The organism is Thioalkalivibrio sp. XN8 (assembly GCF_011058255.1).
GTDB lineage: Bacteria > Pseudomonadota > Gammaproteobacteria > Steroidobacterales > XN24 > XN24.
Window position 1 is genome coordinate 1 of sequence record NZ_JAALFH010000062.1, and the last position, 22,334, is coordinate 22,334.

A 22,334-nucleotide genomic window follows, 5' to 3' on the forward strand; every position below is an offset into this window, starting at 1 on the left:
TGAAGACGCTGGCCGAACGCTATCCCCGTTATGGCTATCCGACACTGCATGACATGCTCAAGACGGAGGGCCTGGTGGTGAACCCGAAGCGGACCTATCGGGTATATCGAGAAGAGGGCCTGCAGGTCCGCACGAAGCGCCGCAAGAAGCTGACCCGTCCTCGGGTTCCGTTAGCGCTGCCGAGTCGCATCAACGAGCGCTGGTCCGTGGACTTCGTCTCAGACCAACTGGCGAATGGCCGACGGTTCCGTGTGTTTAACGTCGTCGATGACTTCAGCCGTGAGTGCGTGCTGCAGATCGTCGACTTCTCAATCAGCGGCGAGCGTCTGGCTCGAGAACTGGATCAGTTAGCTCGATCCCGCCCCCTGGCCAGGCAGATCGTCATGGACAACGGTCCTGAGCTGACCAGCAAAGCCATGTTCTTCTGGGCCAAAGAGCGTGGGGTCAAGCTGCACTTCATCCAGCCTGGCAAGCCGACCCAGAACGCCTTCGTCGAGAGCTTCAACGCCAAGTTCCGTGAGTACTGCCTGGACCTGCACTGGTTCGCCACGCTGGCGGATGCCGGATCAACAATCGATGCCTGGCGTACCCACTACAACCACGTCAGGCCGCATCGCTCTCTGGGCAAAAAGCCTCCGGCAGTGTTTGCTCGCGAAGCCGCCTGATATGCTCAATTTCCCACATCAAGGCCGGCTTGGTTCAAGGGGTACGGTCACTGGATTCCCGCCCACATACGCATACGTATTCAACCCAGCCGCCAACTCGATCGGATCGCCCTGCGTATACCGACCCACCGACCCGTCATACGTCCTGAACCAATTCTGCCAGCTCGCCCCCTCGGCATCGTAATACTGCCCCGGGAACCCCAGGTTGTACGCGCCGATGCTGGTCGTCGCGACCTTGCGATCAAAGGCCAGGTTCTCTGCCCGCCACACGATCGCCTTGCTCGCGTTGGTGAGGATTTCGGGACGGCCCAAGTGATCGGCATGGACATGATACACCTGCCCGCCGCGCACCAGCCCGATCGGCTGGCCGTTCAGCCACAGGTAAATGCTCGTCAGCGTCGTACCGCCGGGGCTGGTCTCCGCCTGGAGCGTACCCTCGGCCCCGTACAGATAACGGCTGACGATGTTCCCCGGCGCCCGCTTGAACGTCCGCCGGCCCATACCGTCGTGCCCATAGCTCCAGGTGCCGGCCGGCAGCGCCACCGTCGCGCCGTGGCTCTGCTGGATGCTCATCGCCGGCTGGCTGCGGCTCGCCGGACGCGCGAACCCGTCATACACGTAGGTGATGGTGTTGCCGGCGACGGTCTCAGCGGTGCGATGGCCGGCCGCATCATGGGTGTAGCTTCTGGCCAGGGTGCCGGCCGCAGATACCGAGTTCAGCCGGTTGCCGGTGCTGGACACGTTATAGCTGTCCGTCGCCCCGCCCCAGGTGTGACTGGTGCGGTTGCCGTTGACGTCGTAGCCGATGACATGGTTGCCGGAGGTCGAGGTCACGCCGGTCAGTCGCGACAACGCGTCGTAGCCGAACGTCTGGCTCAAGCTGGGATACGCGTGGTTGGTGATCCCGGTGATCAGATCGCCGGCGTTCCAGGCATAGCCCAGGCTCTGCGGCGAGAGCGACCCGCCGATCGTCTCCACGCGGCCGCCCAGTCGTAGCTGACACTGCGGCCGATGCCGTTGCCGTGAGTCAGCGCCGTCATGCGGCCGGCCGCATCGTACGTGACCCCCGTGGCCACGTTGCGCCAGGTGCCGCCGACCTTCGCCTGTAAGGTGTTCACCCGGCTGGCCGTGTCATAGCCGTAACTGATTTCCACCCCGCCCGGATAAACCGTCAGGTTCCTCCGCCCGTGGACGTCATAGCCGTGCTGCACCGTATACCCCTGGCCCTCGATCACCGTGCTCTCGCTCGCCAGCTCGCCGGTCAACGTGTAGGCGTAGCTGATCGCCGCCCCGGGGTTCGACACACTGCGTAACCGGCCTACACCATAGGTGCCGGCGATAGGCCAAACGAAACAGTCGTCGCTGGCCCGTATGAACCCCGCTTCAACGAGACGCTCCTGATCCGGAGACACGGCGGCTACTCTCTCGCGCCAGCGTCTCTACCAAACCGGACCGGCTACGCAATCTGTATTCCGACCAACAGTAAGTACGAAAGCAAGACGCCTGCCGAAAATACGGTATGAGAAACCGCCAGCACGAATCTGTGCTTGAGATCGCCCACACTCGATTCTCCTAATCGGACCAACTTGTAGGTCAGTGCGGAAAGATCAATGCAAGCGCGAAACAGCATAAAGGCGGACGCGAAAAGAGCGTATAGCCCGCCCCCAGCCGGTGGTAGTGCACATGCGATAGGTAAGGAGGCACAAAACGTCGGGTCTCGGAGCCCAAAAAATGCAGATCCAACTCCCAGCATTGCCGGTATCGCGTTATACCCGACCCATCGCAGAGCAGTGGTAATCACAGAGTGCATCTACCGACCGCGCATCCAGTCTACCGCGCGAAGTTGAGCGTCGGTAATCGCGCGGGCCACCGTCCCATCTCCGAAGAATGCGCCGGCCCCAATCCCGATTCCGGCGCACGGAGTCACCATTCCAGTTGGCTTAATCGACCCCGTAACTGCAAGCACGCCGCCCGCTGTAACCATCTTGGCAAGCTGCCCCGCGAACGACGATGATCCGTTCGCAAAGGTTGCGGCGGCGTCGCCCAAGGGTTGGTTTGTTTGCCCAGCCTGGTCACAGCGGTCGTTCTGATGCAACGAGTCTTGTGCATCACCGAAATCCTGCGCTGCTGCCTTCACGGAGTCGGCTGCGACAAATCCCGCACCCGCCTGAATGACGCAGACAGCGATTGGGACAAACAACCCTGTTGGATCCACGTTCGATGTGGGGTTACCAATAGCATACCCATAGGTATTCACCCCCCCCGCCAACCCGATCGGGTCTGACTGTGTGTAGCGGCCGATGGATCCGTCATAGGTCCGGAACCAATTCTGCCAGCTCGCCCCCTCGGCATCGTAGTACTGCCCCGGGAACCCGAGGTTGTACTCACCGATGCTGGACGTCGCGACCTTGCGATCGAACGCCAGGTTCTCCGCCCGCCACACGATCGCCTTGCTGCTGTTGGTCAGCATCTCCGGCCGGCCCAGGTGATCGGCATGCACCTGATACACCTGCCCGCCCCGCACCAGTCCGATCGGCTGGCCGTTCAGCCACAAATAAATGCTCGTCAGGCTGGTGCCGCCCGGGCTCGTCTCGGCCTGGAGCGTACCCTCGGCTCCATACAGGTAACGGCTCACCACATTCCCCGGCGCCCGCTTGAACGTGCGCCGGCCCAGGCCGTCATGGCCGTAACTCCAGGTGCCCGCCGGCAGCGCCACCGTCGCCCCATGGCTCTGCTGGATGCTCATCGCCGGCTGGCTGCGGCTGGCCGGGCGACCGAACCCGTCGTAGACGTAGCTGATCGTGTTGCCGGCGATGGTCTCCGCAGTGCGATGCCCGGCCGCATCATGGGTGTAGCTTCTGGCCCGGGTGCCGGCAGCAGATACCGCGTTCAGCCGGTTGCCGGTGCTGGACACGCTATAGCTGTCCGTCGCCCCGCCCCAGGTGTGGCTGGTGCGGTTGCCGTTGGCGTCGTAGCCGATGACATGGTTGCCGGAGGTCGAGGTCACCCCCGTCAGTCGCGACAACGCGTCGTAGCCGAACGTCTGGCTCAAGCTGGGATACGCGTGGTTGGTGATCCCGGTGATCTGGTCAGCGGCGTTCCAGGCATAGCCCAGGTTTTGCGGCGAGAGCGAACCCGCGATGCCCTGCACCCGGCCGTCCCAGTCGTAGCTCACGCGGCGGTCGATGCCGTTGCCGTGAGAAAGCGCGGTCATGCGGCCCGCAGCATCGCACGTGACCCCCGTAGCCCCGTTGCGCCAGGTGCCGCCGACCTTGGCCTGCAGGGTGTTCACGCGGCTCGCCGTGTCATAGCCGTAGCTCACCTCCACGCCGCCCGGATACGTCGTCAGGGTGCGCCGCCCGTGCACGTCATAGCCGTGCTGCACCATATACCCCTGGCCCTCGATCACCGTGCTCTCGCTCGCCAGCTCGCCCGTCAAATCCAGGACGCACTCGCGCACCCGCTGGCCGTGTCGGTATCGCGCGTCAATCGACTGTTGCATTTACATGCGCAGACACAGGCTTGAGCTTGGAGATCGTCGCGACCAAGGCAGAAAGGGCCAGGATCGCCGCAAGCCCCAGGAAACCTACCCAAGAACTCCGACCAAACACCAGATAAAACATTGGAATCATCGCGACATAAAGCAGCAACTGGATGACCAAAGGCGCCCGGCTGAAGGTGACAGCGCTTGAACAAGCAGGACAATAGGCTGGCCTGAAGATCGAAATATTCCAACGAGCAAAGAACGGAACTGCTTCGCCACAGATAGGACAAGTGGGCTTTGTAAATGTACCGTGAGGTGAATTCAACATAGATTCAGTTACCACACTTCGTATCGCAATCGTTGAAACGAGTCAGAATCGATTCAACGCCTTTCGCAACCAAACCTCCGATCAATCCACCGGCCATACCCCCTGGTACGCTGCCGAGACCTCCGACCATACCTCCTACGGCTCCACCTGTCGGACCACCACCAAAGGAACCGGCTACCGCTCCGCCCACCATGCCTGTGACGCCGCCAGGCAATCCAGATACCATTCCAGCCCCGACGGACCCAATCGACGTGGCCGCGAGCCCGCCAGCGGTCCCGGCTGCACCTCCTCTGGCCACACCAAGGATCCCTCCGGCGACGGCCCCTTTCGGGCCCAAGGCGCTGCCGGCGATTGCCCCGGAGACGCCACCTCCAACCGATCCTCCTACTCCTCCCGCGATCGCCTGAATTTCCTCAGGGGTCAAGCAGTAAAGTCCAACAGGGTCAACGTACATAATCGGATTGCCAAGGGAATAGGCATACGTATTCAACCCACCCGCCAACCCGATCGGATCGCTCTGCGTATAACGCCCGATGGACCCGTCATAGGTCCTGAACCAATTCTGCCAGCTCGCTCCCTCGGCATCGTAATACTGGCCCGGGAACCCGAGGTTGTAGTCGCCGATGCTGGTCGTGACGACCTTGCGATCGAACGCCAGGTTCTCCGCCCGCCACACGATCGCCTTGCTGCTGTTGGTCAACATCTCCGGCCGGCCCAGGTGATCGGCATGCACGTGGTACACCTGCCCGCCCCGCACCAGCCCGATCGGCTGGCCGTTCAGCCACAAATAAATGCTCGTCAGACTGGTGCCGCCCGGGCTGGTCTCCGCCAAGAGATTACCCTCGGCGCCGTACAGGTAACGGCTGACGATGTTCCCCGGCGCCCGCTTGAACGTCCTTCTGCCGAGCCCGTCATGGCCGTAACTCCAGGTCCCCGCCGGCAGCGCCACCGTCGCCCCATGGCTCTGCTGCACGCTCATCGCCGGCTGGCTGCGGCTCGCCGGGCGACCGAACCCGTCATAGACGTAGTTGATCGTGTTGCCGGCGATGGTCTCCGCAGTCCGATGCCCGGCCGCATCATGGGCGTAGCTCCTCGCGCGGGTGCCGGCCGCAGAGACCGCGTTCAGCCGGTTGCTGCTGGCGGACACGCCGTAACTGTCCGTCGCCCCGCCCCAGGTGTGGCTGGTGCGGTTGCCGTTGGCGTCGTAGCCGATGACATGGTTGCCGGAGGTCGAGGTCACGCCCGTCAGTCGCGACAACGCATCGTAGCCGAACGTCTGGCTCAATCCCGGATACGCGTGGTTGGTGATCCCGGTGATCTGGTCGCCGGCGTTCCAGGCATAGCCCAGGCTCTGCGGCGAAAGCGACCCCGCGATGCCCTGCACCCGGCCGTCCCAGTCGTAGCTGATACTGCGGCCGCTGCCGTTGCCGTGGGAAAGCGCGGTCATGCGGCCGGCCGCATCGTACGTGACCCCCGTGGCCACGTTGCGCCAGGTGCCGCCGACTTTCGCCTGCAGGGTTTTCACCCGGCTGGCCGCATCGTAGCCATAGCTCACCTCCACGCCCCCCGTGTAGCTGGTCAGGGTGCGCCGCCCGTGGACGTCATAGCCATGCTGCACCGTATACCCCTGGCCCTCGATCACCGTGCTCTCGCTCGCCAGCTCGCCGGTCAACGTCCAGGCGTAGCTGATCGCCGCCCCGGGGTTGTTGACACTGCACAACCGGCCCACGCCATACGTGCAGGTGTCATACCCGTAGGTCGAATACTGCCACGCGCCCTGGCCCGGATACCACGCCCGCACCTGGGTCGGGCGGTCCAGCAGGTCGAACGTCACCTCGCTGGTGCGCCCGTCCGCCGGGAGGGTCCTCCAGCGCCGGCCGGCGGCGTCATACTGATAGGTCGTGGTGCCGGTGTCGGGGCTTTGCAGCGTCAACAGGTCGCCGAAGCCATTGTAGGTGTAGCTGGTGACCTTGTTGCGCGGATCCTCCACGCTCGCCAGCCGCCCGAGGACGTCGTAGCCGAACTCCGTCACCCCGCTCAATGGGTCCGTGATCGACTCGAGCCGGCCGTGGGTGTCGTAGGCGTAGCTGGTCGTGCGCGCCAGCGCATCGACGGTCTGGGCGACCTGGCCGTTCGGATCGTAGGTATAGACCAGTTGCTGGCCGTTGTTGCCGTAACTGCGGCGCAGGAACCCGGCGGTGTCGTATTCAAAGTGCTCACGGTGCACAACGGTCGAGGACCAGCCCGAGATCCAGTGGCTCACGGTCCGCGTGGTCAGGTTCGACAACACGTCATAGGCCAGCGTGGTGCGGTCGAACCCGGTCCCGGTGGCGCTCGGCGCATCGATCCGCTCCAGCCGCCCGACGTTGTCGTAGACCAGATCGGTGGTCCGGCCGGTGGGGTCGGTGGCGCTGTCGAGCTGGTCGTCCGCCCGCCAGGCCTGGCCCCAGATCCGATCCCCGCCGGTGGCCGCCACCCGGGTCTGGGTCAGCCGGCCCTTGCCGTCGTAGGTCAGCCAGGTGTTCAGGCCGTTGGGATCGACCATCCGCCCCGGCTGGCCGAGCCCGTTGTGCTGGCTGAAGCTGGTGACCTGGCTCAAGGCATTGGTCACCGACAACAGGTTGCCCTGGCTGCTGAACTGCTGGGTGGTGCTGTCGGCCGTGCCGGTCAGCGGCCCGTCCACGGTCAACTGGTTGATCAGCTTGTTGGTATGGAAGGTGTAGCTCCAGGTGGTGGTGCGCTTCTGGCCGCTGGCGCAGGTCGGGGCGCACGCCTCGACCTTGTCGAGCAGCCGCTTGCGGTTCCAGTCGCTGTCCGGATACCAGGTGTAAACGGTCTCCGCCTGGATGCTGCCGCTGGAGCCGTAGCGGCTGACCCGGGTGATGAGGTTGCGCGGCTCGTCCCACTGGTAGACCGTGCGCTGCTGGTGGGTGGTGCTGCCGCCGGGCGCCACCCCGGTACGCTCCTCCAGCAGCTGGCCCCGGTCGTTGTAGGTGTAGAAGCTCTGGTTGCCGGCGAAGTCCACCCGCCGCGTCTGGTAACCCCGGCTGTCGTAGTCGATGGCCACCGCTGCCGCCGGGCAGGCGGTGCTCTGCGCCCGGTCCACGCCGGTCAGCCGCTTTAGGCCGTTGAGGGTGGTGAAGTTGTAGCGGGTGGTGTGCCCTCGCGCGTTGGTCACGTCCGTGTAGTTCGTCCCGTAGACGAAGGTGTCGCGCTCGATGCCGCCGGCCAGGCCCGAGTACTGTACCTTGCCGTTCGTGTAGTAGTCGTACTCGGTGCGCCGCACGCCGCCGATGGAGTACCCGGTCAGGGCATCCGGCTGGGCCGTGTTCTCGTAATGGTAGGTCGTCACGCCCAGGCTGTCGGGCGCGGTCACGCTGGTCAGCCGGCCGCTGGTGTAGCCGTAGTTCCACACCTTGCCGTTGGGCGCGGTGATCGAACTGATCCGCCCGCCGCTCCAGCTCAGCGAGATACTCCGGCCGGAGGTGTGGCTGACGGTGTTCAGGGTATTGCCGAGGTTGATGTAGCTGAAGGTGTAGCCGACGTTGCGCACGTCGCGCAGGGTCTTGATGCGGCCGTTCTCGGTATAGGTCTCTTTGCCGCCGTCCTCCCGGTGCAGCGTCATCTCGCTGAACGAGCCGGGCGCGCTGCTCTCCAGGTACTCCGTGATCCAGCTCGTCGATTGCGGCCGCGAGTCCTCGTAACGCTGCGTGCTCGCGTTCCAGGTGTACTCGTACTTGCGCCCGTCCGGACGGACCGCGGTGATGCTCAGGTATTTGCCGGGATACAGCGGACACGGCACGTCCGGGCCCTCGTAGGTCCCCGGCAGGCACACCGGCGACCAGTTGGGGTTCGTCACGAACGAGCCGAGGTAGTAGTTGAAGCTCCAGGTCCAGTTGTTGCCAAAGCCGTTGAAAAACCCGCCCGCCTTCGAATACGTCCGCGACAGCACGAAATCCCCCGTCGCCGTCGCAAAGTCCACCTCGTCGAGGACCTTGTTGCCGGAGGCCAGGACGACGGGGTTGGAGGACTCCTCGTTGCCGCAGGGGTCCTTGCGTTCGACGGCGCGGTCGTTGTTGGCGGGCTCCGCAGGGCTTTGTTGCCGAAACTCTCCCTGGGCGTCCTCCAGCGTTTAAATCAGAGACTCGAACAGCATCAGCCTTGCCCAATAACCTTTGACCTTCATCCTCTCCAGTACTTTGGGTGGCTCCTTTGTCTCCGACGCGTTCACCGAATCAATCGTCCCGCCCGCCAGACACATCAATAGTCCAACGACAGCCACTGACCGCCATGATGGCCTACCAATGAAAGGAGCAGTCGAGATCCGGGGCATGTGTATATCCTCGCTCACCAATCTATATATGGGCTCTGAAGCGCATATATACCCCCCCGGAAGCGTCTGACAAGCGTTTTCGGCACGGAGCACATGGGGCGCCGGCGGCAGCTCGCTTGCCGCAATGCAGCGGCAGCGGACGCGCACGCCTCACGCGCAGGCATCTGAGCCAAGCGGGAGGCGTGCGCGGTCGGTGCCGCGGCCAGGCACGGCGGCGATCAGTCGACCTCGGTCAGTTCCCGTAGCACGGCCGTGGCAAACGCCCCCGCCGGCAACCCGAAGGACAGCTCGAGCACGTCGCCTGCAACGCGCCACTCGAGGTCAGCGACGCGCAAACGCAGCGGCCGCCGCTCCTGCTCCAGCCCCTGCGCCGCGAGTCCCTCAGCGAACAGCGGGAACCGAGCCGCAACCGCTTGCTCGAGCGCGGCGCCGGGGCCGTGGCCGGGCGGCTCGCCCTGCCCCCACAGCGGGCCGGTCGGATGCACGTCCAGCGCCGCCAGCCGGCCCGGCAACGCCTCGTCGCCGGCCTCGGCAATGAACCAGCTGCCGCTGCCGTCGAGCTGCACCGGGTCGCCCGGGGCGGCGGTCTCCCAGCTGCCGTCCGCAATCCGCTCGGCGAGGACGGCGTTGAAAATCAGCGAGCGCGCCGCCGACAGTGCGAAGCCGCGCTCGTCGCGCCGCGGCCGTAGCTCGCCGGCGAACCAGCGCTCCGCCAGGCGCAGGTTGCCCTGCTCCCGGCCGAAGCGCTGCGGGCCGAAGGCATTGGGCACGCCGCGCGCGGCGACCGCCTGCAGGCGCTGCTCGAGCGCGGCGGGGTCGGCTTCGAGCCCGGTGATGCGAAGGCGGAAAGTGTTGCCGCGCAGGGCGCCGCGCTTCAGCTTGCGGTCGTGGGGCTGCCATTCGATGAGCTCCACGCCCTCGATGGCGAGCGTGTCCGGGTCCGGGTGCCGGCCGCCGGGACACAGCACGCTGAACCACTGCTCGGTGACGGCATGGCGGTCCTTCAGGCCGGCGTAGCCGACGTCGTGGCGCGGCCGCCCGGCCCAGCGCGCGAGCTGGCCGGCGACCCAGGCCGTGTTGCAGCCGGTCTCGCGCAGGCGCAGGAACAGGTGCTCGCCCTCGCCCTTGAGAGCAAAGCCGAGTTCTTCGACGACGATGAAGTCGGCCGGTGCCGCACGAATACGCCCGGTGCCCGCCGGGCCGCCGAAAGCGCACGGCAAATCACGCCAGGGATCGAAGGCGGGCTGGCTCAGGAGATCTCCTCGAGCAGTACTACCGCGTAGGCCGCCAGGCCCTCGCCGCGGCCGATGTAACCCATGCGCTCGGTGGTGGTGGCCTTGACGTTGACGCGCCCGGGCGCAATGCCGAGGTCGGCGGCGATGCGCTCGCGCATCAGCGGGATATGCGCGGCCATGCGCGGCGCCTGGGCGACGAGGGTGAGATCGGCATTGGCGACGCGCAGGCCCTGCGCTGCGACGCGCGCCACCACGGCGCGCAGCAATTCGCGGCTGTCGGCGCCCTGCCATTGCGCGTCGGTGTCCGGGAACATGCCGCCGATATCGCCCAGCCCGGCCGCGCCAAGCAACGCGTCGCACAGCGCATGCAAGGCGACATCGCCGTCGGAATGCGCCACCACGCCGTGGTCGTGGGGAATGGCGACGCCGCCGACGTGCACCACATCGCCCTCGCCGAAGGCATGAACATCGAACCCGTGGCCTATGCGCATCATTGCTCCTCGCGGGCGCGCAGCACCGCTTCCGCCAGCGCCAGGTCCGCCGGCGTGGTGACCTTGAGGTTCGACCCGGAACCCGCCACCAGCGCCGGGCGATGCCCGGCCAACTCCATCGCCGCGGCCTCGTCGGTGACGTGGTCGCCGGACTCGATCGCCGCGGCCAGCGCCTGGCGCAACAGCCCATAGCGGAACATCTGCGGGGTCAGCGCGCGCCACAACCCTTCCCTGGGGACTGTCCCCAGGACATGTCCCTGATCATCCGCCTGCTTGAGCGTGTCCGCCAGCGGCAGCGCGAGCAGCCCGCCCACCGGATCCTGCTCCAGCTGTTCGAACAGCGCCTCGACATCCTCGGCCGGCAGGCAGGGCCGGGCCGCATCGTGCACCAGCACCCAGTCGTCGTCCGCGGCCCGGTCGGCCAGCGCTGCCAGCCCATTGAGGACCGAGTGGCAGCGCTCCGGGCCGCCCGGCGCGGTGAGGAGCCGCGGACCGGGCGCAACGGCCTCCCGCCACCCGTTGTCGTCCGGCGCCACCACCAGCACCACCGCCTCGATGCGCTTGCAACCCAAGAGGGGCGCCAGCGCGTGGGCCAGCAGCGGCCGTCCGCGCAGCGGCAGGTACTGCTTGGCGGTGGCCGCGCCCATGCGCCGGCCGCTGCCGGCCGCCGGCACCACGGCCCAGGCCCGCGCCATCAGCGGCCTCCCGACACGGCGTCGAGCGACTCGGGGTCGACCTCGACCACCTGGAACAGGGTCTCTCCCTCTCGGATCATCCCGAGCTCGCTGCGGGCGATTTCCTGGACGGCATCGAGGCCGGTCTTGAGGTCGTCAACCTCGGCCTTAAGCGCACGGTTGCGTTCTTCCAGCGCCGCATTTTCATGCTGCTGCGCCGCGACCTCCTCGGTCAGGCGCCAGGCGGCGCGATAGCCGCTGTCGGAGACCCACAGCCGGAATTGCAGCAGGACGAGCAGCGCCAGCAGGATGAAGATCACCGCCCGCACGCAGCCGCCTGGCCGGCCTCAGGCCGTGCCGAATGGCAGCGCCGCGCGGCCGGGATAACGGGCCGAGCCGCCCAGTTCTTCCTCGATGCGCAGCAGCTGGTTGTACTTGGCGACGCGGTCGGAACGCGACAGCGAGCCGGTCTTGATCTGGCTCGCCGGGGTGGCCACGGCGATGTCGGCGATGGTCGCGTCTTCGGTCTCGCCCGAGCGGTGCGAGACCACGGCGGTGAAGCCGGCGCCGTGCGCCATGTCGATGGCTTCAAGCGTCTCGGTCAGGGTGCCGATCTGGTTGACCTTGATCAGGATCGAGTTGGCGATGCCCTCGTCGATGCCGCGCTTGAGGATCTTCGTGTTGGTGACGAACAAGTCGTCGCCGACCAACTGCACCTTCTTGCCCAGGCGCTCGGTGAGCAGCTTCCAGCCCGTCCAGTCGTCCTCGGCCATGCCGTCCTCGATCGACACGATCGGATAACTGGACACCAGGCCCTGGAGGTAATCGCAGAAGCCGGCGGCATCGAACTCGCGGTTCTCCGAGGCCAGGCGGTACACGCCGTCGGCGTGGAACTCGGAGCTCGCCACGTCGAGCGCCAGCACGATGTCCTCGCCCGCCCTGAAGCCGGCCTGCTCGATCGCGGCGAGGATGGTCTCCAGCGCCGCCTCGTTGGACGGCAGGTCGGGCGCGAAGCCGCCCTCGTCGCCGACCGCGGTGGCCAGCTTGCGCGCCAGCAGCACGGCCTTGAGCGCATGGAAGATCTCGGCGCCGTAGCGCAGCGCCTCGGAGAAGCTCGGCGCGCCCACCGGCATGATCATGAATTCCTGGATGTCGACGCTGTTATCGGCGTGGGAGCCGCCGTTGACGATGTTCATCATCGGCACCGGCATGGCGAAGTCGCCGCCGCGGTGCAGGTAACGGAACAGCGACTGGCCGCTGGCCAAAGCGGCGGCCTTGGCCGCGGCCAGGGAGACGGCCAGCAGCGCATTGGCGCCGAGCCGGCCCTTGTTCTCCGTGCCGTCGAGCTCGATCAGCTTGCGGTCCAGCCCCTGCTGGTCCGCCGCATCCATGCCGACCACGGCGTCGCGGATCTCGCCGTTGACGTTCGCCACGGCTTTGAGCACGCCCTTGCCGAGATAGCGCGACTTGTCCCCGTCGCGCAGCTCGACCGCCTCGCGCGTGCCGGTGGAGGCGCCGGAGGGCACGCCGGCCCGGCCCATGACGCCGCCCTCGACCGTGACCTCGGCCTCGACGGTCGGATTGCCGCGCGAATCGAGGATCTCGCGCGCCCGGATTTCAGTGATCTTCGCCATCTGTGTTACTCCGCTACTGCATCTCGTCGAAGGGCCGCGCCTTGACGGTCTCATCGAGCACCTTGAGCGTCTCCAGCAGGCCCTCGAGCCGGTCCAGCGGCCAGGCATTGGGGCCGTCGGACAGGGCGTTGGCCGGGTCGGGGTGGGTCTCCATGAAGAGCCCGGCGACGCCGGCGGCGACCGCCGCGCGCGCCAGCACCGGCACGAACTCGCGCTGCCCGCCCGAGGCCGAGCCCTTGCCGCCCGGCAGCTGCACCGAGTGGGTGGCGTCGAACACCACCGGCGCGCCGGTCTCGCGCATCACCGCCAGGGCGCGCATGTCCGAGACCAGGTTGTTGTAGCCGAAGGTGAAACCGCGCTCGCAGGCCATCACCTGCTCGTTGCCCGTGGAACGCGCCTTGTCGATGACGTTTTTCATTTCCCACGGCGACAGGAACTGGCCCTTCTTGATGTTGACCGGGCGGCCCTGGGAGCAGGCGTTGACGATGAAGTTGGTCTGGCGGCAGAGGAAAGCCGGGGTCTGCAGCACGTCCACGACCGCGGCCACTTCGCCGAGCGGCGTGTCCTCGTGGATGTCGGTCAGCACCGGCACCCCGACCTGCTGCTTCACCGCCTCGAGGATCTTCAGCCCCTCCTCCATGCCCGGCCCGCGGAAGCTGCCGATGGAGGAGCGGTTGGCCTTGTCGAAGGAGGACTTGTAGATGAACGGCACCCCCACCCGGGCGGTGATCTCCTTTAGACGGCCCGCGGTCTCGAGCGAGAACTCGCGGCCCTCGATCACGCAGGGCCCGGCGATCAGGAACAGCGGATGCTCCAGGCCGACCTCGAAGCCGCACAGCTTCATGCCGATACCCGCTCGGTCTCGGCGTACTGCCGCCGGGCCCGCGCCGCGTTGATGAAGCCGGTGAACAGCGGGTGGCCGTCGCGCGGGTTGGAGGTGAACTCGGGATGGAACTGGCAGGCGAGGAACCACGGATGCTCCGGCAGCTCCACCATCTCGCACAGCCCGTCCTTCGACCAGCCCGACATCACCAGGCCGGCCTCCTCCAGCGCTTCGCGGTAGTTGTTGTTGAACTCGTAGCGATGCCGGTGCCGCTCGACGATCTCGTCGCGGCCGTAGATGGCCGCGGCGCGGCTGCCCGGCGTGAGCCGGCACTGCTGGCCGCCGAGGCGCATGGTGCCGCCGAGATCGGAGCCGGCGTCGCGCTTCTCCAGTGCGCCCGTGCGATCCATCCACTCGGTGATCAGCGCGATCACCGGATGCGGGGTGTCGGGCTTGAACTCCGTGCTGTGCGCGCCCGCGAGGCCCGCGACATGGCGGGCGTACTCGATCACCGCGATCTGCAGCCCGAGGCAGATGCCGAGATAGGGCACGCCCTCCTCGCGCGCATGCTGCGCCGCCATGATCTTGCCCTCGATGCCGCGGTCGCCGAAGCCGCCCGGGACCAGGATCGCGTCCATGCCCTTGAGCCGGTCGGTGTTGCCTTCGCGCTGGATCTGCTCCGCCTCGACGAAGTGGATCTTCACCTTGGTGCGCGCATGGATCCCGGCATGGATCAGGGCCTCGTTGAGCGACATGTACGAGTCCTGGAAGTCCACGTACTTGCCCACCATCGCAATGTCCACGTGGTGCAGCGGGTTGGCCTTGGCGTCCACCACCGCCTGCCACTCGGACAGGTCGGCGGGCGGCGCCTCGATCCGCAGCTTGTCGCAGATGATGTCGTCGAGATGCTGGCCGTTGAGCATCAGCGGGATCTTGTAGATGTCGTCCACGTCGCGGCAGGAGATGACCGCCTTCTCCTCCACGTTGGTGAACAGCGCGATCTTGCGCCGCTGGTCCGCCGGCAGGGCGCGGTCCGAGCGGCACAGCAGCACGTCGGGCTGGATGCCGATGCTGCGCAGCTCCTTCACCGAGTGCTGCGTCGGCTTGGTCTTGGTTTCCCCCGAGGCCGCGATGTAGGGCACCAGGGTCAGGTGCATGTAGGCCACCCGGTCGCGGCCGAGCTCCACGCCCAGCTGGCGGATGGCCTCGAGGAAGGGCAGCGACTCGATGTCGCCGACCGTGCCGCCGATTTCCACCATGCACACGTCCGCGTCGCCGGCGCCGGCGTGCACCGAGCGCTTGATCTCGTCGGTGATGTGCGGGATCACCTGCACCGTGGCGCCGAGGTATTCGCCGCGGCGCTCCTTGGCGATCACGGTCTGGTAGATCCGGCCCGTGGTGTAGTTGCTGTGGCGCGAGGTCACGGTGCGCACGAAGCGCTCGTAGTGGCCGAGGTCCAGGTCGGTCTCGGTGCCGTCGTTGGTGACGAACACCTCGCCGTGCTGGAAGGGGCTCATGGTGCCGGGATCCACGTTGATGTAGGGATCCAGCTTGATCATGCTGACCTTGAGGCCACGGGCCTCGAGGATGGCGCCGAGCGACGCCGAGGCGATGCCTTTCCCTAACGAGGAAACTACGCCGCCGGTTACGAAGACGAAACGGGTCATCAGGAGTACCGCCGTTCAGGAAGATTGGCGCGCCGCCGGCGCGTGAAAACGACGGGAAGTCAGGTTAGCAGAAGGCCGCTCAGCCCACAACGAAAAGCTCGTGGCCGGGCAGCCTGGAACCGGTCCATTCCAGCCGCCAGGCGGCCTTCCCCGGGGGCGCCCAGAAGGCCGCGTCCACCCAGCGATCCCCGGCCGCAGCCAGCTTGCCGCCGATCTCCAGCAGGGGCAGCCGGCCCCGGATCCAGGGCGGCAGGCCCGCCTCCTGCAGGAGCTTCTTCAGCGCCCGAGTCCCGGGCCGCCCGGGCAGCTCGAGGCGCTCTCCGCCGCGCCGGGCCACCACCCGCCAGGGTCCCGCCTTGAACCCTGCCTCACCCAGCCCGCCGTGCTCGCTCGGAACCAGGGCCACGGTGCCGAGACCGGTGCCCAGTTCGAGCGGCTGGCGCGGATTCGGCCAGTCCAGGTCCCCCGCCGGTGCCGGTAACGCGGCCGCCGGCGCCAGCCACAGCCGGTCGCCATGGCGCAGGGCCACGACCTCGGCCCACTCCACCTGGGGCTGCGCATCCGGCGCGGCCTCGAGCGCCTGCGCCAGCAAGGTCGCCAGCCGCCGCTCGTCCGGCACCGCCAGCCCCAGCCGCCGCGCCTGCCAGCGCAGCAGGTTGCGCTGCCGTGCCGGGGACAGTCCCCGCAGGGCCGACACGCGAACCGCGTTTCCCGTCACGCAATTCGCCGCATCCAGCGCCGCCAGCTCGTCCAGCAGGCGCGAAGCCTCCGCGCAGTGCCGTGCACTGCGGCCGACCGCCGCCGCGGCCCCCGGCCAGTGCGCACGCAGCGCCGGCAGCACCTCGCTGCGCAAATGATTCCGCGCATAGCGCAGCTCTTCGTTGGCGGGGTCCCGGATCCAGCCCGAGAGGCCCTCGGCCGCAGCCCATGCGGCCAGCTCGGCGCGGGTAAAGCCGAGCAGCGGCCGCAGGTGCAGCCCGGGCCCGAAGCGCGCCGACGTCGGCATGGCCGCCAGCCCCGCCACCCCGGCGCCGCGCAGCAGCTGGATCAGCGCCGTCTCGAGCTGGTCGTCGGCGTGGTGGGCCGTGAGCAGCACCTCGCCCGGTGCCAGCGCTTCCGCCAGCGCCGCGTAACGCACCCCGCGGGCCTTCGCCTCGGGACTTTCGCCCGGCGCCGGCCGCGCATCGACGCGAACCACCTGCAGCGGCACGCCCAGTCGCCCGCAGAGCGCCTGGCAATGCGCCGCCCAGTCATCCGCATCGGCATGCAGCCCGTGGTGCACATGGATCCCACGCAGGCCGTCCGCCGGCAGCCGCTCGCGCAGGCGGCACAGGGCCTCGAGCAGCACCGTCGAGTCGAGCCCGCCGCTGAGCGCCACGCACAGCCGCCGCTCGCCAGACCCGTCTTCGAGGGCGGTGAGCGCGCTCCACAGTGCGGTCGGGCTGAACGCGTCCATGCCCGCTATTCTGCCCCGCGCGGGTCCATGGTGCGACGGACCGTCACCAACGCGACCGCGGGCGGCACCGTGCAGGGCCCCTCGCGGGGACGCTGTGAATACATCCCTGTACGCTCGCTCGCGCACGTCCTGTGCGCGAGCGCCCCGCGACGGACCCTCCACGTTCCCGCCCGCTGCCTTGTCGAAAGGTCTCGCATCGTGCCCCTCGATGGCCAGCACGCGAAAGGCCGCGTGATCCGAGCGTCATCACTGTCGTCCGACACCGTCGAGACGTTCCGTCACCGGACCAACCGAGGGTGGGTCGGTTTGGGTAGCGCGGGAGACGTCACCTGCGCGCCGGGCGGCGCTCGCGCACAGGACGTGCGCGAGCGAGCCTACAGGGATGTATTCACGGCGTCCGCCCGGGGCGCCGGTGACGGCGCCCGCGCAGGAGCCCCGAAGGTACCTCAGCCCTCGCGGAAATCCCCGTAACCGACCAGCCGCTCGTACCGCTGCGCCAGCAGCTGCTCGGGCGACAACTCGTCAAGCTTGGCCAGGTAGCGGGCCAGCGTCTCGCGCAGCGTCGCGGCCATGGCGTCGTAGTCGCGGTGGGCGCCGCCGAGCGGTTCGGGCACGACTTCGTCGACCAGGCCGAGGGCGTGGAGCTTCTGCGCCGTGACGCCCATGGCTTCGGCGGCGTCGGCCGATTTCTCGGCGCTCTTCCACAGGATGGAGGCGCAGCCCTCGGGCGAGATGACGGAGTAGATGCTGTACTGGAGCATCAGCACGCGGTCGGCGACGCCGATGGCCAGCGCACCGCCGGAGCCGCCCTCGCCGATGACCACGGCGAGGATGGGCGTCTTCAGGTCGGACATCTCCAGCAGGTTCCGGGCGATCGCCTCGCTCTGGCCGCGTTCCTCGGCGCCGACGCCGGGGTAGGCGCCCGGGGTGTCGATGAAGGTGATGATCGGCAGGCCGAACTTCTCGGCCAGCTGCATCAGCCGCAGCGCCTTGCGGTAGCCCTCGGGCCGGGGCATGCCGAAGTTGCGCTGCACCTTGGCCTTGGTGTCGCGGCCTTTCTGCTGGCCGATGACCATTACCGGGCGGCCGTCGAAGCGCGCCAGGCCGCCGACGATGGCCGGGTCGTCGGCAAAGGTGCGGTCCCCGTGCAGTTCCTCGAACTCGGTGCACAGGCGCTCGATGTAGTCCAGGGTGTAGGGCCGCTGCGGATGGCGCGCCACCTGGGCCACCTGCCAGGCGCTCAGGCTGGAGAAGATGTTCCGCGTCAGGGCCTCGCTCTTGGCCTTCAGCCGCCGGATCTCGGTCGAGATGTTGACCTGCGAGTCGTCGCCGACGAAGCGCAGTTCGTCGATCTTGGCCTCGAGCTCGGCGATCGGCTGTTCAAAATCGAGGAAATTCAGGTTCATGCCGCCAGCTGCGTCGCTTCTGATAGCGCGAAATTAACACACTCGGGCGGCGCCGGGCCCGCCTCAGGCGCCGCTCGCGGGGTCGCCGTACAGCATGCGGACGTTGTCCGCGCCGACCAGCCCGCCGACGCGGTGCAGCAGCGCGAGCGAGGGCCGCACGGCCCAGCCGGGGCCGAGCTCGACCCGGGCCTTCGCGCTCGCCGCCTGGTAGACCAGGGTGACCTGGCAGCCGCCGCCGCGGAACGGCTCCAGCGCATGCTGCAGCTCGCCGACGAAATCGGGGCCCGGCAGGGCGCAGCGCAGCATCAGGCGCCGGCCCCGCTCCTTCATGGCGGTGTCGAGATCGACCACCCGGCGCGCGGTCAGCCGCCAGTCGTCGATGAAATCATCGAAGCGCAGATTGCCCTCGGCGATGATGATGGCGTCCTTGGCGACGACGTGCCGGCACTGCTGGTAGGTCTCCTCGAACAACGTCACTTCCAGCCGCCCGCTGCGGTCGTCCAGCACCAGCGTGATCCGGTTGCCGCGCCGGCGCATGTCCACGATCAGCCCGCCGACCACCAGGTCGCGCCGGCCCGCCGCATAGCTGCGCTCACCCTCGGTCGGCCGGTCCGCCGCCAGCTCGCCGATCCGCGTGCCGGCCAGCGCCGCGAGATCGTGCGCCACCTCGTCCACGGGATGGCCCGTGAGGAACAGTCCGAGGGTGTCGCGCTCGCCGGCCAGCCGCTCGGCCGAGCTCCATTCCGGCAGCGCCTCGCCCTCGTCCGACAGGTCGCTCGCCGCCTCGGGGCCGGGCGCGGCGGCCATCCCGAACAGGTCTTCCTGGCCGGCGGCCGCGGCGCGGGCGCTCTGCTCGGCGCGGCCGATGGCGCCCGGCAGCCGGTGCATCAGCGTCGCCCGGTTAGGCCCGATGCTGTCGAGCGCGCCGGCGCGGACCAGGGCCTCGATGGTGCGGCGATTGACGCGCTGCAGGTCGATCCGGGCGCAGAAGCCGGTCAGGGACTCGAAGCGCCCGCCCTGCTTCCGCTCGTCGATAATCGCCTGCACGGCCGCCTGGCCCACGCCCTTGATGGCGCCCAGGCCGTAGCGCAGCCGGCCCTTGCCGGCCACGTTGAACGCATGCTCAGACTCGTTGACGTCCGGCGGCTCCACCACCAGGCCCATCTGGTGGCACTCGTCGATCAGGGTGACGATCTTGTCGGTGTGGTCCATGTCGGTGGACAGCACCGAGGCCATGAAGGCCTCCGGGTAGTGGGCCTTCAGCCAGGCGGTCTGGTAGGACAGCATGGCGTAGGCGGCCGAATGGCTCTTGTTGAAGCCGTAGCCGGCGAACTTCTCCATCAGGTCGAAAATGTGCGTCGCCGTGCCGCGGTCGACGTCCCGGGCGACCGCGCCCTCGACGAAAATCGAGCGCTGCTTGGCCATCTCCTCCGGCTTTTTCTTGCCCATGGCCCGGCGCAGCAGGTCGGCGGCGCCGAGGCTGTAGCCGGCCAGCACCTGGGCGATCTGCATCACCTGCTCCTGGTACAGGATGACGCCGTAGGTGGGCTTGAGCACGGGCTCCAGCTCGGGGTGGAAATAGTCGATCGGGCCGTCCTGGCGGCCGTGCTTGCGGTTGATGTAGTCGTCCACCATCCCCGACTGCAGCGGGCCGGGGCGGAACAGCGCCACCAGCGCCACGATGTCGTCGAAGCTGTCCGGCTGCAGGCGCTTGATCAGGTCCTTCATGCCGCGGGATTCCAGCTGGAACACGGCGGTGGTGCGGCAGGCGCGCAGCAGCTGGAAGGTGAGCGGGTCGTCCAGCGGAATGCGCGCCATGTCCAGCGGCGGCTCGCCGGCCGCGGCGCGCAGGTCGTTCACGCGGTGCACGGCCCGGTCGATGATGGTCAGGGTGCGCAGTCCGAGGAAGTCGAACTTGACCAGGCCGGCCGCCTCGACGTCGTCCTTGTCGAACTGCGTCACCGGCGCCTCGCTGCCCTCTTCGCAGTACAGCGGGGTGAAGTCCGTCAGCACCGTCGGCGCGATGACCACGCCGCCGGCGTGCCGGCCGGCGTTGCGCGCCAGGCCCTCCAGCGACTTGGCCAGGTCGATCAGGCCGCGGACCTCGTCCTCTTCCTCGTAGTTGCGCTTGAGCTCGGGCTCCTGGGACAGGGCCTTGTCCAGCGTCATGCCGACCTCGAAAGGGATCAGCTTGGCGATGCGGTCGGTGAAGCCGTAGGGATGGCCCAGCACGCGGCCCACGTCGCGCACCACGGCCTTCGCCGCCATGCTGCCGTAGGTGATGATCTGGGCGACGCTCTCGCGGCCGTAGCGCTGGGCGACATAGTCGATGACGCGGTCGCGCCCGTTGATGCAGAAGTCGATGTCGAAGTCCGGCATCGACACCCGCTCCGGGTTGAGAAATCGCTCGAAGAGAAGATCGTAACGCAATGGATCTAAATCAGTTATTCCGAGCACGAACGCAACCAGCGAGCCGGCCCCCGAGCCGCGGCCCGGCCCCACCGGGATGTCGTTGTCCTTCGCCCAGCGGATGAAGTCGGCGACGATCAGGAAGTAACCGGGGAAGCCCATGTCGCAGATCACGTCGAGCTCGCGCTGCAGCCGCGCGCGATAGGCCTCGGCATCGTCCACGGGGTTGTCGGCCAGCAGCGCCGGCAGGCGCTCGGCCAGGGCGGCGGCCGAGAGCTTGCGCAGGTGGCTGGCCGCGTCCTCGCCCGCGGGCACGGGGAAGTCGGGCAGGAACGTCTCGCCGAGGCGCAGCTCGAGGTTGCAGCGCCGCGCGATCTCGACGCTGTTCTCCAGCGCCTCCGGCAGGTCGGCGAACAGCGCGGCCATCTCCTGCGCACTCTTCAGGTACTGCTCGGCGCTGTAGTCGCGCGGGCGGCGCGGGTCACTCAGGGTGTGGCCCTGGTGGATGCACACGCGCGCCTCGTGCGCGTCGAAATCGTCGGCATCCAGGAACCGGACGTCGTTGGTCGCCACGACGGGCGTGCCGGTGGCGGCGGCCAGGCTGACCGCCTCGGCCACGTGATACTCGTCGCCCTCGCGCCCGGTGCGCTGCAGCTCGAGGTAATAGCGCTCCGGGAAGCGCTCGCGCCAGAAGGCCAGGCAGGCCTCGGCCGTGTCGCGGCGCCCGGCCATCAGCGCCCGGCCCACGTCGCCCTCCCGGGCGGCGGACAGCGCGATCAACCCGCCGCAGGCCTGCGGGTCGAGCCATTCGCGCCGGACCAGCACCTGGCCCAGGCGCCGGCCTTCGAGGTAGGCCCGGCTCAACAGCCGGCAGAGGTTGCGGTAACCCTCGTCGCAGCCGCACAGCAGGCTCAGCCGGGTCGGGTGGCGCGGATCGCCCGGCTCGTCGAGCCAGATGTCGGCGCCGACCAGCGGCTTGATCCCCTGGCGCAGCGCACCGCGGTAGAACTTGACCATGCCGAACAGGTTCACCTGGTCGGTGACGGCGACCGCCGGCATCCCGAGTTCGGCCACCCGGGCCAGCAGCGCCGGGATGCGGATCACGCTGTCGGCCAGCGAGTACTCGGTGTGCAGCCGCAGGTGGATGAAGGGCGTGGTCATCCGGCCCGCCTCGCCAGCAGCTCGGCCACCGGGGCAAAAGTCCGCCGATGGAGGGCGCAGGGACCGAGCCGCGCCAGCGCCTCGAGGTGGCCCGGCGTGCCGTAACCCTTGTGGCGCTCGAAGCCATAGCCGGGATAGCGCCGGGCCAGGCGGGCCATCCAGGCGTCGCGCCAGGTCTTGGCCAGGATGGAGGCGGCGCTGATCGCCGGCACGCTGTCGTCGCCGCCGACGATCGCCTCCACGCTGCAGGTGCTGCCCAGGCGCGGACAGCAGTTGCCGTCCACCACCACGTGGTCGGGCAGCACGGCGAGCCGGCCGACGGCGCGCCGCATCGCCAGCATGCTGGCGTAGAGGATATTCAGGGCGTCCACTTCCGCCGTGTCGGCCCAGGCCACGGACCAGGACACGGCCCGCGCCCGGATCAGGGCCGCCAGCTCCAGCCGGTCCGCAGCCAGCAGCTGCTTGGAATCCGCCAGGCCGTCGATGGCCCGGTCCGGATGCAGGATCACGGCCGCCGCGACCACGGGCCCGGCCAGCGGCCCCCGGCCCGCCTCGTCCACGCCCGCCG

Annotated in this window: 17 protein-coding genes; 1 reads left to right on the forward strand and 16 read right to left on the reverse strand. The window is 68.1% G+C overall.

Translation table 11 applies throughout. From position 1 onward, the window contains the following. Positions 1-665: IS3 family transposase (locus G6N75_RS08785; protein ID WP_165347976.1), on the forward strand; the 665-nt coding region annotated here is incomplete at its 5' end. Positions 666-683: 18 nt separating this feature from the next. On the opposite strand, the gene G6N75_RS08790 is transcribed toward G6N75_RS08785, so the two are convergent. The 16 genes from G6N75_RS08790 to G6N75_RS08865 all read right to left on the reverse strand — a co-directional run. Next, entirely contained in the window at positions 684-1,643 is a 960-nt protein-coding gene (locus G6N75_RS08790) for an RHS repeat-associated core domain-containing protein (RefSeq protein ID WP_165347983.1), read from the reverse strand. After that, the gene (locus tag G6N75_RS08795) at positions 1,577-1,969 is read right to left on the reverse strand and encodes a hypothetical protein (RefSeq protein ID WP_165347984.1); all 393 of its coding nucleotides are present in this window, start codon (positions 1,967-1,969) and stop codon (positions 1,577-1,579) included. Before G6N75_RS08795 ends, G6N75_RS08790 begins: the two co-directional genes overlap by 67 nt. A gap of 506 nt (positions 1,970-2,475) precedes the next feature. Then, positions 2,476-4,167 (reverse strand): RHS repeat-associated core domain-containing protein, encoded by a 1,692-nt coding sequence (locus G6N75_RS08800; protein ID WP_165347985.1) that lies wholly within the window; start codon positions 4,165-4,167, stop codon positions 2,476-2,478. Then, positions 4,151-4,477, reverse strand: a complete 327-nt coding sequence (locus tag G6N75_RS08805) for a hypothetical protein (protein WP_165347986.1) — start codon at positions 4,475-4,477, stop codon at positions 4,151-4,153. The genes G6N75_RS08800 and G6N75_RS08805 overlap by 17 nt, the downstream gene beginning before the upstream one ends. Positions 4,478-4,481: 4 nt before the next feature. Beyond that, positions 4,482-8,606, reverse strand: a complete 4,125-nt coding sequence (locus G6N75_RS08810) for an RHS repeat-associated core domain-containing protein (RefSeq protein ID WP_346765517.1) — start codon at positions 8,604-8,606, stop codon at positions 4,482-4,484. A 422-nt stretch (positions 8,607-9,028) separates the two neighbouring features. After that, the gene (gene truD / locus G6N75_RS08815; RefSeq protein WP_165347988.1) at positions 9,029-10,030 is read right to left on the reverse strand and encodes a tRNA pseudouridine(13) synthase TruD; all 1,002 of its coding nucleotides are present in this window, start codon (positions 10,028-10,030) and stop codon (positions 9,029-9,031) included. Positions 10,031-10,059: 29 nt separating this feature from the next. Continuing rightward, positions 10,060-10,536 (reverse strand): 2-C-methyl-D-erythritol 2,4-cyclodiphosphate synthase, encoded by a 477-nt coding sequence (gene ispF, locus G6N75_RS08820; RefSeq protein WP_276611265.1) that lies wholly within the window; start codon positions 10,534-10,536, stop codon positions 10,060-10,062. Beyond that, positions 10,536-11,234 carry a 2-C-methyl-D-erythritol 4-phosphate cytidylyltransferase gene (ispD, locus tag G6N75_RS08825; protein ID WP_165348176.1) on the reverse strand — a complete coding sequence of 233 codons (699 nt, stop codon included), beginning with the start codon at positions 11,232-11,234 and terminating at the stop codon, positions 10,536-10,538. Before ispD ends, ispF begins: the two co-directional genes overlap by 1 nt. Then, complete coding sequence (gene ftsB / locus G6N75_RS08830) at positions 11,231-11,539, reverse strand: cell division protein FtsB (protein WP_165347990.1); 309 nt, start codon at positions 11,537-11,539, stop codon at positions 11,231-11,233. The genes ispD and ftsB overlap by 4 nt, the downstream gene beginning before the upstream one ends. Positions 11,540-11,557: 18 nt before the next feature. After that, positions 11,558-12,844 carry a phosphopyruvate hydratase gene (eno, locus tag G6N75_RS08835; RefSeq protein ID WP_165347991.1) on the reverse strand — a complete coding sequence of 429 codons (1,287 nt, stop codon included), beginning with the start codon at positions 12,842-12,844 and terminating at the stop codon, positions 11,558-11,560. A 13-nt stretch (positions 12,845-12,857) separates the two neighbouring features. Continuing rightward, the gene (gene kdsA / locus G6N75_RS08840; RefSeq protein ID WP_165347992.1) at positions 12,858-13,688 is read right to left on the reverse strand and encodes a 3-deoxy-8-phosphooctulonate synthase; all 831 of its coding nucleotides are present in this window, start codon (positions 13,686-13,688) and stop codon (positions 12,858-12,860) included. Further along, positions 13,685-15,334 carry a CTP synthase gene (locus G6N75_RS08845; protein WP_165347993.1) on the reverse strand — a complete coding sequence of 550 codons (1,650 nt, stop codon included), beginning with the start codon at positions 15,332-15,334 and terminating at the stop codon, positions 13,685-13,687. The genes kdsA and G6N75_RS08845 overlap by 4 nt, the downstream gene beginning before the upstream one ends. 79 nt (positions 15,335-15,413) lie before the next feature. Continuing rightward, positions 15,414-16,790, reverse strand: a complete 1,377-nt coding sequence (gene tilS, locus G6N75_RS08850) for a tRNA lysidine(34) synthetase TilS (RefSeq protein WP_165347994.1) — start codon at positions 16,788-16,790, stop codon at positions 15,414-15,416. 446 nt (positions 16,791-17,236) lie between these two features. Beyond that, positions 17,237-18,196, reverse strand: a complete 960-nt coding sequence (locus tag G6N75_RS08855; protein WP_165347995.1) for an acetyl-CoA carboxylase carboxyltransferase subunit alpha — start codon at positions 18,194-18,196, stop codon at positions 17,237-17,239. A gap of 63 nt (positions 18,197-18,259) precedes the next feature. Next, positions 18,260-21,766, reverse strand: coding sequence for a DNA polymerase III subunit alpha (gene dnaE, locus G6N75_RS08860; protein ID WP_165347996.1), 3,507 nt, complete (start codon positions 21,764-21,766; stop codon positions 18,260-18,262). Further along, the coding region (locus tag G6N75_RS08865) for a ribonuclease HII (RefSeq protein WP_165347997.1) at positions 21,763-22,334 on the reverse strand (572 nt) is incomplete at its 5' end. The genes dnaE and G6N75_RS08865, both read right to left, overlap by 4 nt.

Bases quoted from the DNA above. Each gene is read 5' to 3' on its own strand.
- kdsA (WP_165347992.1), bottom strand. From the start codon at position 13,688: ATGAAGCTGTGCGGCTTCGAGGTCGGCCTGGAGCATCCGCTGTTCCTG.
- ispF (WP_276611265.1), bottom strand. From the start codon at position 10,536: ATGCGCATAGGCCACGGGTTCGATGTTCATGCCTTCGGCGAGGGCGAT.
- G6N75_RS08845 (WP_165347993.1), bottom strand. From the start codon at position 15,334: ATGACCCGTTTCGTCTTCGTAACCGGCGGCGTAGTTTCCTCGTTAGGG.
- G6N75_RS08855 (WP_165347995.1), bottom strand. From the start codon at position 18,196: ATGAACCTGAATTTCCTCGATTTTGAACAGCCGATCGCCGAGCTCGAG.
- eno (WP_165347991.1), bottom strand. From the start codon at position 12,844: ATGGCGAAGATCACTGAAATCCGGGCGCGCGAGATCCTCGATTCGCGC.
- G6N75_RS08805 (WP_165347986.1), bottom strand. From the start codon at position 4,477: ATGTTGAATTCACCTCACGGTACATTTACAAAGCCCACTTGTCCTATC.
- dnaE (WP_165347996.1), bottom strand. From the start codon at position 21,766: ATGACCACGCCCTTCATCCACCTGCGGCTGCACACCGAGTACTCGCTG.
- G6N75_RS08800 (WP_165347985.1), bottom strand. From the start codon at position 4,167: ATGCAACAGTCGATTGACGCGCGATACCGACACGGCCAGCGGGTGCGC.
- tilS (WP_165347994.1), bottom strand. From the start codon at position 16,790: ATGGACGCGTTCAGCCCGACCGCACTGTGGAGCGCGCTCACCGCCCTC.